The following is a 14,904-nucleotide window of genomic DNA, read 5'->3' as shown; positions in this document are numbered from 1 at the left end:
ACGCGCTATCCATTTGCTAGAAGCCTTGCTATTTCCAGTAATCATCCACAGTTGTTAGCTGCGTGAAAAGCCTAGAAGAGAAGTGGTAGGTATGAGATTGTGAACATCCAACAATTGTCAAATCCCCAGTATTGGGCCAGTTTATTTCCCACTCCATGGAGTGTGGTTGTCAACCTGATTGACATTGCCCTAGTAGCCTGGTTATTGTATTATTTTATAAAAGCCATTGTCGGTACTAAAATTATGATTTTAGTCCGTGGTGTCTTGACCTTTTTCTTATTTGAGTTAGTTGCCAATATGATTGGTCTGACGACCATTTCTTGGTTGATCAACCAAATCATCACATACGGGGTCATTGCTGCGGTAGTGATTTTCTCTCCGGAAATTCGGACGGGATTAGAACGATTAGGTCGAGCAACTGAATTTTTCTCAACCAACCAGATTAGTACAGAAGAAAAATTGGTTCAATCCTATGTAAAAGCCGTTGCTTATATGAGTCCTCGAAAGATTGGTGCCTTGGTTGCTATTCAAGGGAGTAGAACCCTTCAAGAATATATTTCTACGGGTATTCCCCTCGATGCAGATGTTTCGGGTGAACTTCTGATTAATATTTTTATCCCCAACACCCCGCTTCACGATGGGGCAGTGATTGTCACCAATGATAAAATTGCTGTATCTTGTGCTTATCTCCCCTTAACAGAAAGCACGGGAATTTCAAAAGAGTTCGGTACGCGACACCGGGCTGCAATCGGCTTGTCTGAGGTAAGTGATGCCTTTACCTTTGTTGTTTCGGAAGAAACGGGTGGTATCTCCATTGCGAGAAATGGGAGCTTTAGACACGACCTCAGTATCGAAGAATTCGAACAAGAATTGCGTTCCTTCATTATTCCAGAAGATCAAGGAAAAAAAGATTTGAAATCAAGAATTTTTGGAGGACGTATCAAATGATTCCAAAAAGAAAAATTGTCTATATTGTGACATCAGTCTTTTTCTCAAGTCTCTTATTCATCATTGCTACCTCTGTTAATTTTCAGAATAACAGTAGTGCGCGTCAAGTGAGCTCTGAAACTTACACGAACACCTTAACCAATATTCCGATTGATGTAAAATATAACGATAGTAAATATTTTGTTAGCGGGATTAGTTCAGAAGTAACAGTTTTTCTGAAGGGATCTAACCGTGTCGCCTTAGCATCAGAAATGCAGGCTAGTACTCGTAAATTTAAAGTGGTAGCTGATCTTAGCAATCTGAAAGAGGGCCAGCATGAAATCACCTTAAAGGTCGAAGGCCTGCCTTCAGGATTGACTGCAACCATCGAACCTCAGAAAGTTACTGCAAAAATTGGTAAGAAAAAGACGAAAAAGTTTGATGTTTCCGTCACGGTACCAGACAAACAAATTGCCCCAGGGTGGAGTCTCTCACATGTTACTTTTTCTGACGATAAGGTCTCTGTAACCAGCGACCAGGACACTTTAGCCAAAGTTGATCATGTAGAAGCCATCTTCCCTGAAGGAGATCTTTTAAACAATACCTATACGGCAACCGTCTCCTTAAAGGCGGTAGATAGCGAGGGGAATGATTTACCTGTCATTATCTCTCCATCAGAGCTATACATGAAGATTGAGTTGAAACAGACAAGTTCTAGCTCTTCTTCATCCAGTTCTTCATCAAATAATAGCAATTAATAAAGAATCATCGAAAGGATTATCATAATGGGTAAATATTTTGGAACGGACGGAGTCCGTGGAGAAGCAAACGTCGAATTGACACCAGAGTTGGCCTTTAAGCTCGGTCGATACGGAGGGTATGTCCTCAGTCAACATGAGCAAGAAACTCCACTTGTTTTCGTAGGACGAGATACCCGTATTTCTGGTGAAATGTTAGAAAGTGCTCTCGTAGCAGGTCTCCTATCTGTAGGGATTAGAGTTTATAAATTGGGTGTAATTGCAACACCAGGTGTAGCTTATTTAGTTCGTTCTGAAGGTGCAAGTGCTGGGGTCATGATTTCTGCCAGTCATAATCCAGCTCTAGACAATGGGATTAAATTCTTTGGGAATGACGGCTATAAATTAGACGATGACCGTGAACTAGAGATTGAAGCATTATTGGATTCGGAGACTGATACTCTTCCTCGTCCTAGTGCAGAAGGTCTTGGAACAGTGATGGACTATCCTGAAGGACTTCGTAAGTATCAAGAATACTTAGTTTCAACTGGAACCCAGCTTGAAGGAATGCACGTGGCTTTGGATGCTGCGAATGGTTCAGCATCTACAAGTGCCCGCCAAGTATTTGCTGACTTAGGAGCACGCTTGACAGTTATTGGAGAAAGCCCAAATGGTCTCAATATCAATGACCAAGTAGGCTCTACCCATCCTGAGGCTTTGCAAGAGGCTGTCCGAGAATCTGGTGCGGCTATTGGTTTGGCTTTTGATGGAGATAGTGACCGTTTGATTGCAGTTGACGAAAATGGAGACCTAGTTGATGGTGATAAAATCATGTACATCATTGGGACCTACCTTTCTGAGAAAGGTCTCTTAAAAGATAACACTATCGTAACGACGGTTATGTCCAATCTAGGCTTCCATAAGGCTTTGGATGCCAAGGGCATTAACAAGGTTGTGACTGCTGTCGGAGACCGCTATGTGGTCGAAGAGATGCGGAAGTCTGGTTACAATCTAGGTGGTGAACAGTCTGGTCATGTGATTGTCATGGACTACAATACCACTGGAGATGGTCAGATGAGTGCCGTTCAATTGACCAAGATTATGCAAGAAACTGGTCGTACTTTATCAGATCTTGCATCAGAAGTTACCATCTATCCTCAAAAATTGGTCAATATCCGTGTTGAAAACAGCATGAAAGATAAGGCTATGGAAGTTCCTGCCATTCGCGCGATTATTGAAAAAATGGAAGCTGAAATGGCTGGGAATGGTCGTATCTTAGTGCGTCCAAGTGGTACCGAACCTCTTCTTCGTGTCATGGCAGAAGCTCCGACTGATGAAGAAGTGGATTACTATGTAGATACAATTGCCGCTGTAGTCAAAGATGAAATTGGTCTTAAAGATTAAATAAAGAAGTGAACTCTCCAAGCGAGAGTTGAGGAGGTCAATATGAATTATTTACGTCGAATCATGTGGTCCCTAGCCCTTGTTGCTACAGTCCTCTTTTCGAATGCTTTTGTTCAAACTATTCAAGCGTCTGAAGTCCTGTCTTATACGCAAACAGCTAGTCTGACCAAGGAAAACCAAGTAGTAACCAGTGGAACTACAGTCTTTTCAAACGAAAAATTGTCCGCTACCATCAATGTAGCCTTTCCAGATACACAAGCCATTCAAGCAGGAGATACCCTGACCTTGTCTTTGCCGAAAGAATTAACCTTCTATACAGCTCTCGAATTTGATGTGGTGGAAGAAGGTCAAACAAATGGTCAGACAGTTGGGAAAGCTGTTGTCAATACAGTAAACAAGACCGTAACCGTTACTTTTAACGATTACTTTGCTTCCCACCCACTCAATAAACGCGTAGCTTTGCGTTTTGATGTGAAAGTGGATCCAGAGGTTGTTACAAAAACATCCCCATTGACTTTTAAAATTGGCAATACAGATTTTACATTAAACTACGAAAAAACAGATGGTCAAGCTGGTGACTATGAAATGAAATATGGCTACCAAGACCAAAAGGATCCAACGATTGTAAAATGGCGGATTATCTTAAATGCTCGTCAAGATATTCTTCGTGGCATGGTCATTAAAGATCAATTTGGAGATGGCTTGACACTGGTAGAAGGTAGTTTCCGTGCGGTTCGCTTTAGTCCAGTAGAAGGTGGCATTAGAAATGAAGCCCATATTTTAAGTCTGCCAGTTTTAGACAATTTCAGTAAAAAAGCTGTCTTCGACAAGAATGCAGCTGGACAGATTACAGGATTTACAATTGACTTTGGAGATAATTACCATTGGCCAATGTACATCGAATACTCTACTAAAGTAGCTCCTGGTACAAAAGTTGGTGATCTCGTTCATAACACCTTGACATGGAAAGCAACCAATTTCCCAGAGCCACGTAGCTTAACACGAGAAGTGAGATTGGAAACAGGTTCTGGAGAAGGATTGGGTGAGAAAGAACAAACGCCACCGACACCAGATCCGGAGCCATCTAAACCGCAACCGGATCCAAAACCAAGTCCAGATCCAGAGCCATCTAAACCGCAACCGGATCCAAAACCAAGTCCAGATCCAGAGCCATCCAAATCACAACCAGATCCAAAATCATCAAACTCATCATCAACTTCTGTTAAAGAGGAAGAAGCACCAAAACCTGGTAAGAAAAAAGTTCTTCCAAGTACAGGTGAAAAGATGACTCCGGTTATCATCCTGGTTGGTATTTTGGGCTGTGCGGTTGGCTTTACTGTGTTACGGTCTAAGAAGTTAACAAAATAATACTGGTTTTTAAAAGGCTGGAATTATCCAGTCTTTTTTGTTGCCTATATAAAAACGGAGTTAAACAAGTGTCGATGTTGAAAAATTTATTTCATCCAATAGCTCCCTTTCTGCTAGGGGGTGGATGTTTGAAAAATGCCCTTATTCGTGGTAAAATAGGGCTAATGAATTTATTGTAATTGAGGTAAAAAACGTGGCTTTTGGAGACAATGGAAAACGCAAAAAAACTTTCTTTGAAAAATTGACCATGCTGGTCATTGTAATTATGTTGATTGTAACGGTTGGAGCAATCTTTGCTGCAGCTTTTGGTGCACTATCCTATTAAGGGACTACCAAGTGATTCTTGGTTATAAAAGGAAAACGATAAACTATGAGTATGTTTTTAGATACAGCCAAGATTAAGGTCAAGGCTGGAAATGGCGGCGATGGCATGGTGGCCTTTCGCCGTGAAAAGTATGTTCCCAATGGCGGTCCTTGGGGAGGCGATGGTGGACGCGGAGGCAATGTTATCTTCGTTGTAGACGAAGGCTTGCGCACCCTGATGGACTTCCGCTATAACCGGCATTTCAAAGCTCAAAATGGAGAGAAGGGAATGACCAAAGGGATGCACGGACGGGGAGCAGAAGACCTCTATGTGCGAGTACCGCAAGGGACAACAGTACGAGATGCTGAGACTGGTAAGGTCATTACCGACTTGGTTGAAAATGGACAAGAATACATTGTCGCACACGGTGGTCGTGGAGGACGCGGAAATATCCGTTTTGCAACTCCTAAAAATCCAGCTCCTGAGATTTCAGAAAATGGGGAACCAGGCCAGGAACGCGAACTCGAATTAGAACTCAAGGTCCTAGCAGACGTTGGTTTGGTTGGCTTCCCATCAGTAGGGAAATCAACTCTTCTCAGTGTGATTACTTCTGCTAAGCCAAAAATTGGGGCTTATCATTTTACAACGATCGTTCCAAATTTGGGCATGGTTCGTACACCGTCAGGTGAATCCTTTGCAGTCGCTGACCTTCCTGGATTGATCGAAGGGGCTAGCCAAGGAGTGGGACTAGGAACCCAGTTCCTCCGCCACATCGAGCGCACCCGTGTCATCTTGCATGTCATCGATATGTCAGCCAGTGAAGGACGCGATCCTTATGAAGATTATGTTCAAATCAATAAAGAGCTCGAAACTTATAATCTTCGTTTGATGGAACGTCCTCAGATTATCGTGGCGAATAAGATGGATATGCCGGAGAGTCAGGAAAATTTGAAAGAGTTCAAGAAAAAATTGGCAGCCAACTACGACGAGTTTGATGAACTGCCACAAATCTTCCCAATCTCTAGTTTAGCGCATCAAGGTTTGGACAACTTGTTAGAAGCAACAGCAGACTTGTTAGACAAAACACCAGAATTCTTGCTCTATACAGAAGAAGATATGGCGCAAGAAGAAGTCTACTACGGCTTTGATGAGGAACAACCAGCCTTCGAGATCAATCGTGATGATGATGCTTCTTGGATCTTGTCCGGTGATAAGTTAGAGAAGCTCTTCAATATGACCAATTTTGATCGCGACGAGTCTGTCATGAAATTTGCGCGTCAATTGCGCGGAATGGGTGTCGATGAAGCCCTTCGTGCGCGTGGTGCCAAAGATGGAGATATCGTACGTATCGGTAAATTCGAATTTGAATTTGTTGACTAGTTAGAGCTAAAGAGGAGAAGAAGATGGGAGATAAACCTATATCCTTTCGTGATAAAGACGGAAATTTTGTCTCTGCTGCAGACGTTTGGAATGCAGAAAAATTGGAAGAACTCTTTAATAAGCTGAATCCCAAACGTAAGTTACGCTTAGAACGGGAAAAATTAGCAGCATCCAGTGAAAATTAGGAATCAGGAGAAGAAAATGGCAAAAATAATTCACACAGACAAAGCACCGGCAGCAATTGGACCTTATGTTCAAGGAAAAATTGTAGGCAATCTTTTATTTGCAAGTGGGCAAGTACCTCTTTCACCAGAAACTGGTGAAATTGTTGGAGAAACCATCCAAGAACAAACCCAACAAGTGTTGAAGAATATTGCTGCTATCCTTGAGGAAGCTGGAACGGACTTTGATCACGTAGTGAAAACAACTTGTTTCTTAAGTGATATGAATGATTTTGTACCTTTTAACGAGGTTTACAAGACAGCATTTTCAAGTGAATTTCCAGCACGTTCTGCAGTAGAAGTGGCTCGCTTACCACGCGATGTCAAAATCGAAATTGAAGTCATTGCAGAAGTTTAGTCTCAAAAGAAGGATTACATTCGGGTAAAAAGAATGTTGGAGTGAGAGCCATCGACTGACCAACTGGAAAGATGATGCCCTCCTCCTTTTTTGTAAGGAAAAGGTGATTAGGATGACAGATACAGAAAAGACCATTCAACTGGTCATTGTAACAGGAATGAGTGGTGCAGGAAAGACCGTAGCCATTCAATCCTTTGAAGATATGGGCTATTTCACCATCGACAATATGCCACCAGCTCTCTTGCCGAAGTTCATTGAGCTGATTCAACTTTCGATGGACAATAACAAGTTGGCTCTCGTCGTGGATATGCGTAGTCGGTCTTTCTTTGCAGAAATTCGCTCCATTTTAGACGAATTAGAGAACCACGAAGGGATTGATTTTAAAATTCTCTTTTTGGATGCGACCGATAGTGAATTGGTTGCTCGCTACAAAGAGACTCGTCGTAGCCATCCACTGGCTGCTGATGGGCGTGTCTTGGATGGGATTACGTTGGAACGGGAACTTTTGGCTCCACTTAAAAACATGAGTCAAAATGTCATTGATACGACGGAACTAACGCCTCGTAATCTTCGTAAAGTGATTGCTGAACAATTCTCCAGACAAGATAGTCAGCCTGAGTTTCGGATTGAAGTCATGTCCTTTGGCTTTAAGTATGGTTTACCTTTAGATGCAGACTTGGTCTTTGATGTTCGTTTCCTACCGAATCCTTATTACCAACCAGAGCTACGGAATCAAACGGGGCTAGATGATGATGTCTATAACTATGTCATGAATCACAAAGAATCAGAGGAGTTTTATCGTCATCTTTACGATTTGATTGCTCCCATCTTGCCTGCATACAAACGAGAAGGAAAATCCGTTTTGACAATTGCAGTTGGCTGTACAGGGGGTCAACACCGTTCAGTAGCCTTTGCTGCTCGTCTTGGACGGGATCTAGCGAAAGATTGGACGGTTAATATGAGTCATCGCGACAAAGACCGACGGAAAGAAACGGTGAATCGTTCATGAGAAAACCAAAAATGACCGTCATCGGAGGCGGTACAGGGATTTCCGTCATCTTGGATAGCCTTCGGAAAAAGGATGTTGAAATTACGGCTATTGTGACAGTGGCGGATGATGGGGGTAGTTCTGGGGAACTTCGAAAAAATATTCATCAATTGACACCACCAGGTGACTTGCGAAATGTGCTAGTAGCCATGTCTGACATGCCTCGCTTTTATGAAAAAGTCTTTCAATACCGTTTTGCAGAAGACGATGGACCACTAGCTGGTCATCCTCTTGGGAATTTGATCATTGCCGGGATTTCTGAAATGCAGGGCTCGACCTATAATGCCATGCAATTGCTGACTAAATTTTTCCATACGACAGGAAAAATTTATCCTTCCAGCGATGTACCGTTGACCCTTCATGCCGTCTTTACGGATGGGACAGAAGTCGCTGGCGAGAGTGAAATCGCCCATCATGAGGGCATGATTGATTATGTTTATGTTACCAATACCTATAACGATGAGACGCCGAAAGCAAGTCGAAAAGTAGTAGATGCGATTTTAGAAAGTGATCTGGTGATTTTAGGACCTGGTTCCCTCTTTACATCGATCCTTCCCAATCTAGTGATCGAAGAAATTGGTCAGGCCTTGCTTGAGACAAAAGCAGAGGTCGCTTATGTCTGCAATATCATGACCCAACGTGGGGAGACAGAACACTTTACCGATAGTGACCATGTTTCCGTCCTTCATAAACACTTGAAGAAGCCGTTTATTGATACTGTTTTGGTCAATATTGAAAAAGTCCCTCAAGAATATATGGACACGAATCGCTTTGATGAATACCTGGTTCAGGTAGAACACGATTTTGCAGGTCTAAAATCGCAGGTTCCCCGAGTTATTTCAAGCAATTTCCTTCGCTTGGAAAACGGTGGCGCCTTCCATGATGGAGGAGCTGTGGTAGATGAACTGATGCAAATTGTACAGGTGATTAAATGAGTTTTACCATTAAAGTAAAAGAGGAGCTTTTGACCCTACATCGCTTCGAAAAAAGTGAGTTGTCTGCTCTGATTAAGATGTCAGGTAGTTTGGGTCTGAGTATGGGGGGCTTAAGCTTGTCCTTGACCACGGAGAATGCTAAGATTGCCCGCCATATCTACGAATTGATTGTAGAATTTTATCAGGTCAAATCGGACATTCGTCACCACCAAAAAACCAATTTGAAAAAGAATCGCGTTTATACCGTTTCTATTGATGAAAAGGTCGAAGAGATTCTTGCAGACCTGCACTTAGCAGATTCTTTCTTTGGTATTGAGACGGGGATTGACCCAAGAATTTTAGAAGAAGATGAAGCGAGTCGAGCTTATCTGAGAGGCGCTTTCCTAGCAAGTGGGACCATCAAGGATCCAGAGTCTGGTCGCTATCAATTAGAAATTAGCTCTGTTTATTCTGACCATGCCCAGGACTTGGCCAACCTCATGCAACACTTTTTGTTAGATGCCAAGACCATCGAACGCAAAAAAGGAGTCGTTACCTATTTGCAACGGGCAGAGGATATTATTGATTTCCTTATCTTGGTAGAAGCCAAGCAGGCTTTGGAAGAATTTGAGTCTGTCAAGGTCATGCGAGAAGCGCGCAATGATCTCAATCGAGCCAATAATGCTGAAATGGCCAATATTGCGCGGACGGTCACAGCTAGTATGAAGACCATTAACAATATCGTCAAAATCATGGATACCATTGGATTAGGTGGTCTTCCGGTCGAGCTTCAGGAAGTTGCCTATGTTCGAATCCAGAATCCCGACTATTCCATCCAGCAAATTGCGGATGCCCTGAAAACTCCCTTAACCAAAAGTGGGGTCAATCATCGCTTGCGGAAAATCAATAAGATAGCAGACGAGCTAGATGAACTATAAGAAAAAACCTTTGAATCAATGATTCAAAGGTTTTTTCTTACAAACTAGTCGAATGGACTGGTTGAACTTTCTTATCTGGATAAATGTAGTTTATCGCATTATTTACCGCAGTCGGAGCCTCGCCTAATCCAGTAGCAATCAAATCGATCTTTCCTTCGTAGAAGCAACAATCGCCGCAAGCGTAAATGCCTTCTCGGCTGGTCTCTTGTTTGCGGTTCACGAGGATTTTATGGCGTTGGAGGTCCAAGCCCCATTCTTTCAATTTCCCAACGGATGATTTAAAGCCATAATTGACAAAGAGTTCATCGATGGGGAGTAATTGGGTTTCATCTGATTTTACCTTGGTAATTTCCAGGTGGCTGGCACGGCCATTTTCTCCGATTAAACGGCTAGGAACATAAGGAGTTTGAATAGAGACGGACGAAGCCTTTAATTCTTCAACGCTGTGTTCGAGTGCGCGGAAATTATCACGACGATGGACCAGAGTTGTCGGTGCGATTTTTTCAAAGGCTAGGGCCCAATCGACAGCTGAATCTCCTCCTCCTAGAATAGCAACTTGTTTGCCGGCATATTGTTGGATATTTGAAACATGGTAGTGAACATTTTCGAATTTCTCAGCCCCATCCACTTCTAAAGGACGAGGTTTAAAGGCACCACCACCCATCGCAATAATGACAGCACGACTGAAATGCTGGTCTTTATTAGTTTCAATGAGGAAGTGATCCTCGTTTTTAAGAATATCCAAAACAGTTTCGTTCAAACAAATGTCGGTCTCGAAAGTTTCTAATTGATCGATCAACCGTTGGGACAATTCTTCTCCGGTTAAGTTCGTAAAACCAGGGACATCCAGGATTCGTTTTTCAGGATAGAGAATAGCAGGTTGACCACCTAATTGAGGAAGGGAATCAATCAATTTCACTTTTACTTGACGCATATGGCCATAGAAGGCAGCAAAAAGCCCAACAGGGCCACCACCAATAATGGTAATGTCATAGATTTCAGACATGAGATCTCCTTTGTGATGTGTAACTAGTCCTATTGTATCATAATTCGGGGATAAATAGAAAGTGTAGAAAGTACAAGGATAGAAAAGGATGAATCAGGGGATTGAGATATATTTTTTAAAAATAATGTTCGGTTTATTTACAAGTCCTCAATAATCTGTTAGAATAAATTATTATTATTTTTATTTATAAGGAGATTATTCAAAAATGCAATTTGATTTTTGGGTTAAAGTTGCGACCGAATTTATTGCAACAGCTTTCTTGATTATTTTAGGAAATGGTGCTGTTGCAAACGTTGAATTGAAGGGTACCAAGGGGCATCAAAGTGGATGGCTTGTGATTGCAATTGGGTACGGAATGGGTGTTATGATTCCAGCCTTGATGTTTGGTAACGTTTCTGGTAACCACATTAACCCTGCTTTCACGATTGGTCTTGCAGTTAGCGGACTCTTCCCATGGGAAAATGTTATATACTACGTCGTTGCTCAAATTCTTGGAGCCATGTTTGGACAATTGGTTGTCGTTGCGACTCACCGTCCTTACTACCTTCAAACGGAGAATCCAAACAATATCTTGGGAACATTCTCAACGATTTCTAGCTTGGATAAAGGAACTCCAGAATCACGTAAAGCAGCGACTATCAACGGTTTCATCAACGAGTTTGCTGGATCATTCGTCCTTTTCTTCGGTGCACTTGGTTTAACAAAACACTTCTTCGGTGCAGAGATTGTTGGCTTAGCTCAAAGAGCTGCTACTGAGCAAGGTGGAATTTTTGATGCGAATTCAACAGCAGCAAAATTGGCCTTGGCTCAAGCAAATGCTCCTGGTTTAGGAGTGGCTCACTTGGCGCTCGGATTCCTCGTTATGGCTTTGGTGACTTCACTTGGTGGTCCTACAGGACCTGGTTTGAACCCTGCTCGTGACCTTGGTCCACGTTTGCTTCACGCCTTCCTTCCAAAATCTGTCTTAGGTGAACACAAGGGAGATTCAAAATGGTGGTACGCATGGGTACCAGTTGTAGCACCAATCTTGGCTGCAATCGTTGCCATTGCCCTCTTTAGCTTCCTTTATATGTAAGACCAGAACACTTTTCGTAGATATTACGGAAAGTGTTTTTATCTTTTGTTGAGTAAACAGTTTTTATAAAAGGAGTAGGGATGAAAGAAAAGAATTTAATAGAAGCTAATAGAAGAGCTGATCATTTTAGTTTTCTATATTATTTGCATGAAAAGAAAGTGTTTCATTCGGAGTCACTGGCTGCTCTTTGTCAGTATCTAGTAGGATTGGAATCAGTTAGTATCGAGCAATTAAGGGATTTGCGCTGGATAGAAACTCAAATTTTGCGTCATCTGGTCTATCATTTTGATGAGAATGATCTAAGTGAAATAAGCAATCTCCCAACGAATTATTGGGAGGAAGTAGAAGCATTCGAACAAGTAGTATCAAACCTTTATGATTCTTATGAATGAAAGGAATTCTGGAAAGAATGAATCCTTGAACAGTTCTGATAAACGTTTAGCTAGTGACAAGAGGTGAATTCCTTTAACTTTTTCTTGACAATCTGTAGAATTCCGTGTAGAATAGAATAGATCTTGAACTTGAAGGGAGTGAAAAACATGTCAAAAACAGTAGTACGTAAGAATGAATCTCTTGACGATGCTCTTCGTCGTTTCAAACGCGCGGTTACTAAAGCTGGTACTCTTCAAGAAACACGCAAACGTGAATTCTATGAAAAACCTTCTGTAAAACGTAAACGTAAATCAGAAGCAGCTCGTAAACGTAAAAAATTCTAATTGAATACAAGAACAGACTTCGGTCTGTTTTTTGTTTCTCTAGAAAAATCGAAGACAAAAAAAGCCGACCTTCTTCTAGAAGATCGGGTCTTTTTATCTGATTATTTGTTTGCAAGCAAGTCGCGGATTTCAGTGAGCAACTCTTCTTGAGTAGGAGCAGCAGCTTCTTCTTCAACAGCTTCTTCCTTTTTACCAAGGTTTTGAGCTTTTTCAGCAGCTTTCACTACGAAGAAAAGAACAGTACCGATAACAAGGAAGTTGATAACAGCGCTCAAGAAGCTACCGTATGCAACACCGTTCCAAGTCAATTCAGCGATCTTTTCAACACCAGCGGCTTTCAAAGCTGGGTTCAAAATAAGCGGAGTAATAACGTCGTTTACAAATGATGTAACGATAGCTCCAAATGCAGCCCCGATAATCACAGCAACAGCAAGGTCAACAACGTTTCCACGAAGGAGGAAAGCTTTCAATTCTTTTAACATATCCTAATATGTCCTTTCATAATAATTTTTTACAGAGCATAGTATAACTGAAAATTTTTTTGAATTCAATCATTATGCTCAAATTTTTTAAAAAAGTTGATTTAAGGAAAATGAAGGCTTTCAAATCTAGGGAAAAATGTGGAAAAATCAGGTGAAAATCAATGCGGATGATTTACAATTGACAAAAATTAGTTTAAAATAGTTAATGATATTCTATGGTAAAATGGAGGCACTGTTTATGGTTGACAAACAACTGATTTCAGAAATTAAAAACAGTGTGAATATTGTAGATGTAATCGGAGAAGTCGTTCAATTGACAAAGGCAGGACGAAACTTTTTAGGTCTCTGCCCTTTTCATGGTGAAAAGACGCCTTCTTTCAATGTGGTCGAGGATAAACAATTCTATCATTGTTTTGGTTGTGGCCGCTCAGGTGATGTCTTTAAATTTATCGAAGACTATCGTGGTGTCTCCTTCATGGAGGCTGTTCAAATTATCGGAGAGCAAGCAGGCATTCCTGTCCAAGCTCTTCCTTTAGCTCAGGCCAGGCCCCAACAAGCAGATGGGAAACAGCCTTTTTACGAGATTCATCAGGAGGCTGCCAAGTTCTATCATGCCGTCCTGATGACAACAAAGATGGGTGAAGAGGCTCGGCAATACTTGTATGATCGAGGACTTGACGATGAGGTTCTTCGGCATTTTCAAATCGGGCTAGCACCAGCAGAAGGGAATTATCTGTATCAGAGTGTTTCTGGAAAGTTTTCAGAAAATATTTTGGCCGACTCAGGTTTATTTCATATTAGTGATATGGGGACCATGTATGATGCGTTTCAAGATCGCATCATGTTTCCCTTGTCGGATGATACTGGCCGAGTCATTGCTTTTTCTGGTCGGCTTTGGCGTGACCCAGCTGAGGGAGCAAAGCCTCAGGGGAAATACAAGAACAGTCGCAGTACAGTCCTTTTTAACAAGAGTTATGAGCTCTATCATTTGGACAAGGCCAAGCAGGTCGCTAAGAAGAAGCATGAGCTTTATCTGATGGAAGGCTTCATGGATGTCATCGCAGCCTACCGAGCTGGGATTGAGAATGCCGTCGCTTCCATGGGAACAGCCCTCACGCAGGAACACGTGGCCCATCTGAGCAAATTTACCAAAAAGGTTATCTTGGCCTATGATGGGGATAAGGCGGGAAGACTAGCGACAGCAAAGGCTTTGGAGGTCCTGGAAAAACAGGAGGTAGAGGTCGTCCAGATTCCTGATCAGATGGACCCAGACGAGTATCTTAATAAGAATTCTCCTCAAGCTTTGGCGGACTTATTGGAAAAAACACGTCTCAGTCGAGTAGAGTTTCTCATGGATTATTGGAAGCCAGACAATATTGAAAATTTGCAGGCGCAGATTGAATTTGTCGAAAAAATGGCTCCTTTAATAGCTCAGACGCCATCTGTAACGGCACAAAACACCTACATTTATAAATTAGCTGATCTTTTGGTCGACTTTGATTATTTGCAGGTAGAACAGACGGTTAATACTAGTCGACTTCAGATGCGTAGCCAGCGTCAGGAGCAAGGGAAAATTCAGACACAGGCTCCACTTGCTAGTCCAACCGTCGTGCAAAAACAACTGCCTCGCCTGGTTCGGGCTGAGAATCATCTCCTTCATCGGATGAAGGATTATCCTTATGTTTTGAATGAATATCGTCTTCGAACAGATTTTTCATTTGATACCCCTGCCTTGCAAACCTTGTACCAACTTCTTTGTCAAAATGGAGAAGTGACATCGCAAGATTTGTCAGAGCAGACAGAGGAAGTTCAACGGGCCTGGTATCTGATGCTAGAAGAAAATTTACCGGATGAAATAGCGGAGAATGAGTTGGAAGAAGTGGAAGAAACGAGAAATCGGGAGCTTCTTCGCAAAGAAAGTCAACAAATAGGAAAGAAAGTCCGAGAAGCCTCTCACAGTGGAGATGCGGATCAGGCTTTGTTGGAACTAGAGCGCTTAATCGCTCAAAAAAGAAGAATGGAGTAG

The 14,904-nt window shown here is 42.0% G+C and carries 17 protein-coding genes; 15 read left to right on the top strand and 2 right to left on the bottom strand.

From position 1 onward, the window contains the following. Positions 1 to 99 precede the first annotated feature (99 nt). From cdaA to whiA, 11 genes are all read left to right on the top strand, one after another. A complete protein-coding gene (cdaA, locus tag ABT997_RS03680) occupies positions 100 to 948 on the top strand; it encodes a diadenylate cyclase CdaA (RefSeq protein ID WP_129822207.1) in 849 nt (282 codons plus the stop codon). Then, a complete protein-coding gene (locus tag ABT997_RS03675) occupies positions 945 to 1,685 on the top strand; it encodes a CdaR family protein (RefSeq protein WP_350018764.1) in 741 nt (246 codons plus the stop codon). Before cdaA ends, ABT997_RS03675 begins: the two co-directional genes overlap by 4 nt. Positions 1,686 to 1,712: 27 nt before the next feature. Next, positions 1,713 to 3,068: a phosphoglucosamine mutase gene (gene glmM / locus ABT997_RS03670; protein ID WP_350018763.1), complete on the top strand. Its 1,356-nt coding sequence runs from the start codon at positions 1,713 to 1,715 to the stop codon at positions 3,066 to 3,068. Between the two features lie 42 nt (positions 3,069 to 3,110). Further along, a complete protein-coding gene (locus ABT997_RS03665; RefSeq protein WP_350018762.1) occupies positions 3,111 to 4,436 on the top strand; it encodes an Ig-like domain-containing protein in 1,326 nt (441 codons plus the stop codon). Between the two features lie 193 nt (positions 4,437 to 4,629). Next, positions 4,630 to 4,761 carry a DUF4044 domain-containing protein gene (locus ABT997_RS03660; RefSeq protein ID WP_023022768.1) on the top strand — a complete coding sequence of 44 codons (132 nt, stop codon included), beginning with the start codon at positions 4,630 to 4,632 and terminating at the stop codon, positions 4,759 to 4,761. A 45-nt stretch (positions 4,762 to 4,806) separates the two neighbouring features. Next, the gene (gene obgE, locus ABT997_RS03655) at positions 4,807 to 6,120 is read left to right on the top strand and encodes a GTPase ObgE (protein ID WP_123160109.1); all 1,314 of its coding nucleotides are present in this window, start codon (positions 4,807 to 4,809) and stop codon (positions 6,118 to 6,120) included. Between the two features lie 23 nt (positions 6,121 to 6,143). Further along, positions 6,144 to 6,305 (top strand): hypothetical protein, encoded by a 162-nt coding sequence (locus tag ABT997_RS03650; RefSeq protein WP_006596601.1) that lies wholly within the window; start codon positions 6,144 to 6,146, stop codon positions 6,303 to 6,305. A gap of 16 nt (positions 6,306 to 6,321) precedes the next feature. Next, entirely contained in the window at positions 6,322 to 6,699 is a 378-nt protein-coding gene (locus tag ABT997_RS03645) for a RidA family protein (RefSeq protein WP_126404034.1), read from the top strand. 112 nt (positions 6,700 to 6,811) lie between these two features. Continuing rightward, positions 6,812 to 7,708, top strand: coding sequence for an RNase adapter RapZ (gene rapZ, locus ABT997_RS03640; RefSeq protein ID WP_350018761.1), 897 nt, complete (start codon positions 6,812 to 6,814; stop codon positions 7,706 to 7,708). Further along, a complete protein-coding gene (locus ABT997_RS03635) occupies positions 7,705 to 8,682 on the top strand; it encodes a YvcK family protein (RefSeq protein ID WP_350018760.1) in 978 nt (325 codons plus the stop codon). The genes rapZ and ABT997_RS03635 overlap by 4 nt, the downstream gene beginning before the upstream one ends. Then, entirely contained in the window at positions 8,679 to 9,599 is a 921-nt protein-coding gene (gene whiA / locus ABT997_RS03630; RefSeq protein WP_048689373.1) for a DNA-binding protein WhiA, read from the top strand. The genes ABT997_RS03635 and whiA overlap by 4 nt, the downstream gene beginning before the upstream one ends. 37 nt (positions 9,600 to 9,636) lie before the next feature. Here the strand turns inward: whiA and ABT997_RS03625 are convergent, their stop codons facing one another. After that, positions 9,637 to 10,605 (bottom strand): NAD(P)/FAD-dependent oxidoreductase, encoded by a 969-nt coding sequence (locus ABT997_RS03625; protein WP_350018759.1) that lies wholly within the window; start codon positions 10,603 to 10,605, stop codon positions 9,637 to 9,639. Positions 10,606 to 10,810: 205 nt separating this feature from the next. Between ABT997_RS03625 and gla the strand changes: the two genes are divergently transcribed. The 3 genes from gla to rpsU all read left to right on the top strand — a co-directional run bounded on the left by gla (position 10,811) and on the right by rpsU (position 12,396). Continuing rightward, positions 10,811 to 11,680 carry an aquaglyceroporin Gla gene (gla, locus tag ABT997_RS03620; protein WP_350018758.1) on the top strand — a complete coding sequence of 290 codons (870 nt, stop codon included), beginning with the start codon at positions 10,811 to 10,813 and terminating at the stop codon, positions 11,678 to 11,680. 80 nt (positions 11,681 to 11,760) lie between these two features. Further along, positions 11,761 to 12,072 (top strand): hypothetical protein, encoded by a 312-nt coding sequence (locus ABT997_RS03615; RefSeq protein WP_350018757.1) that lies wholly within the window; start codon positions 11,761 to 11,763, stop codon positions 12,070 to 12,072. A gap of 147 nt (positions 12,073 to 12,219) precedes the next feature. Beyond that, positions 12,220 to 12,396, top strand: a complete 177-nt coding sequence (rpsU, locus tag ABT997_RS03610) for a 30S ribosomal protein S21 (protein ID WP_000048054.1) — start codon at positions 12,220 to 12,222, stop codon at positions 12,394 to 12,396. A 101-nt stretch (positions 12,397 to 12,497) separates the two neighbouring features. Here rpsU and mscL read toward each other — a convergent pair whose 3' ends face one another. Continuing rightward, on the bottom strand, positions 12,498 to 12,878 hold the full coding sequence (gene mscL / locus ABT997_RS03605) for a large conductance mechanosensitive channel protein MscL (RefSeq protein WP_350018756.1): 381 nt from the start codon (positions 12,876 to 12,878) through the stop codon (positions 12,498 to 12,500). A gap of 238 nt (positions 12,879 to 13,116) precedes the next feature. Between mscL and dnaG the strand changes: the two genes are divergently transcribed. Next, positions 13,117 to 14,904 carry a DNA primase gene (gene dnaG, locus ABT997_RS03600; RefSeq protein WP_350018755.1) on the top strand — a complete coding sequence of 596 codons (1,788 nt, stop codon included), beginning with the start codon at positions 13,117 to 13,119 and terminating at the stop codon, positions 14,902 to 14,904.

The organism is Streptococcus australis (assembly GCF_040226615.1).
GTDB lineage: Bacteria > Bacillota > Bacilli > Lactobacillales > Streptococcaceae > Streptococcus > Streptococcus australis_E.
Note: the sequence above shows the minus strand (reverse complement) of the source record. Positions and strands in the feature narration are given on the sequence as shown.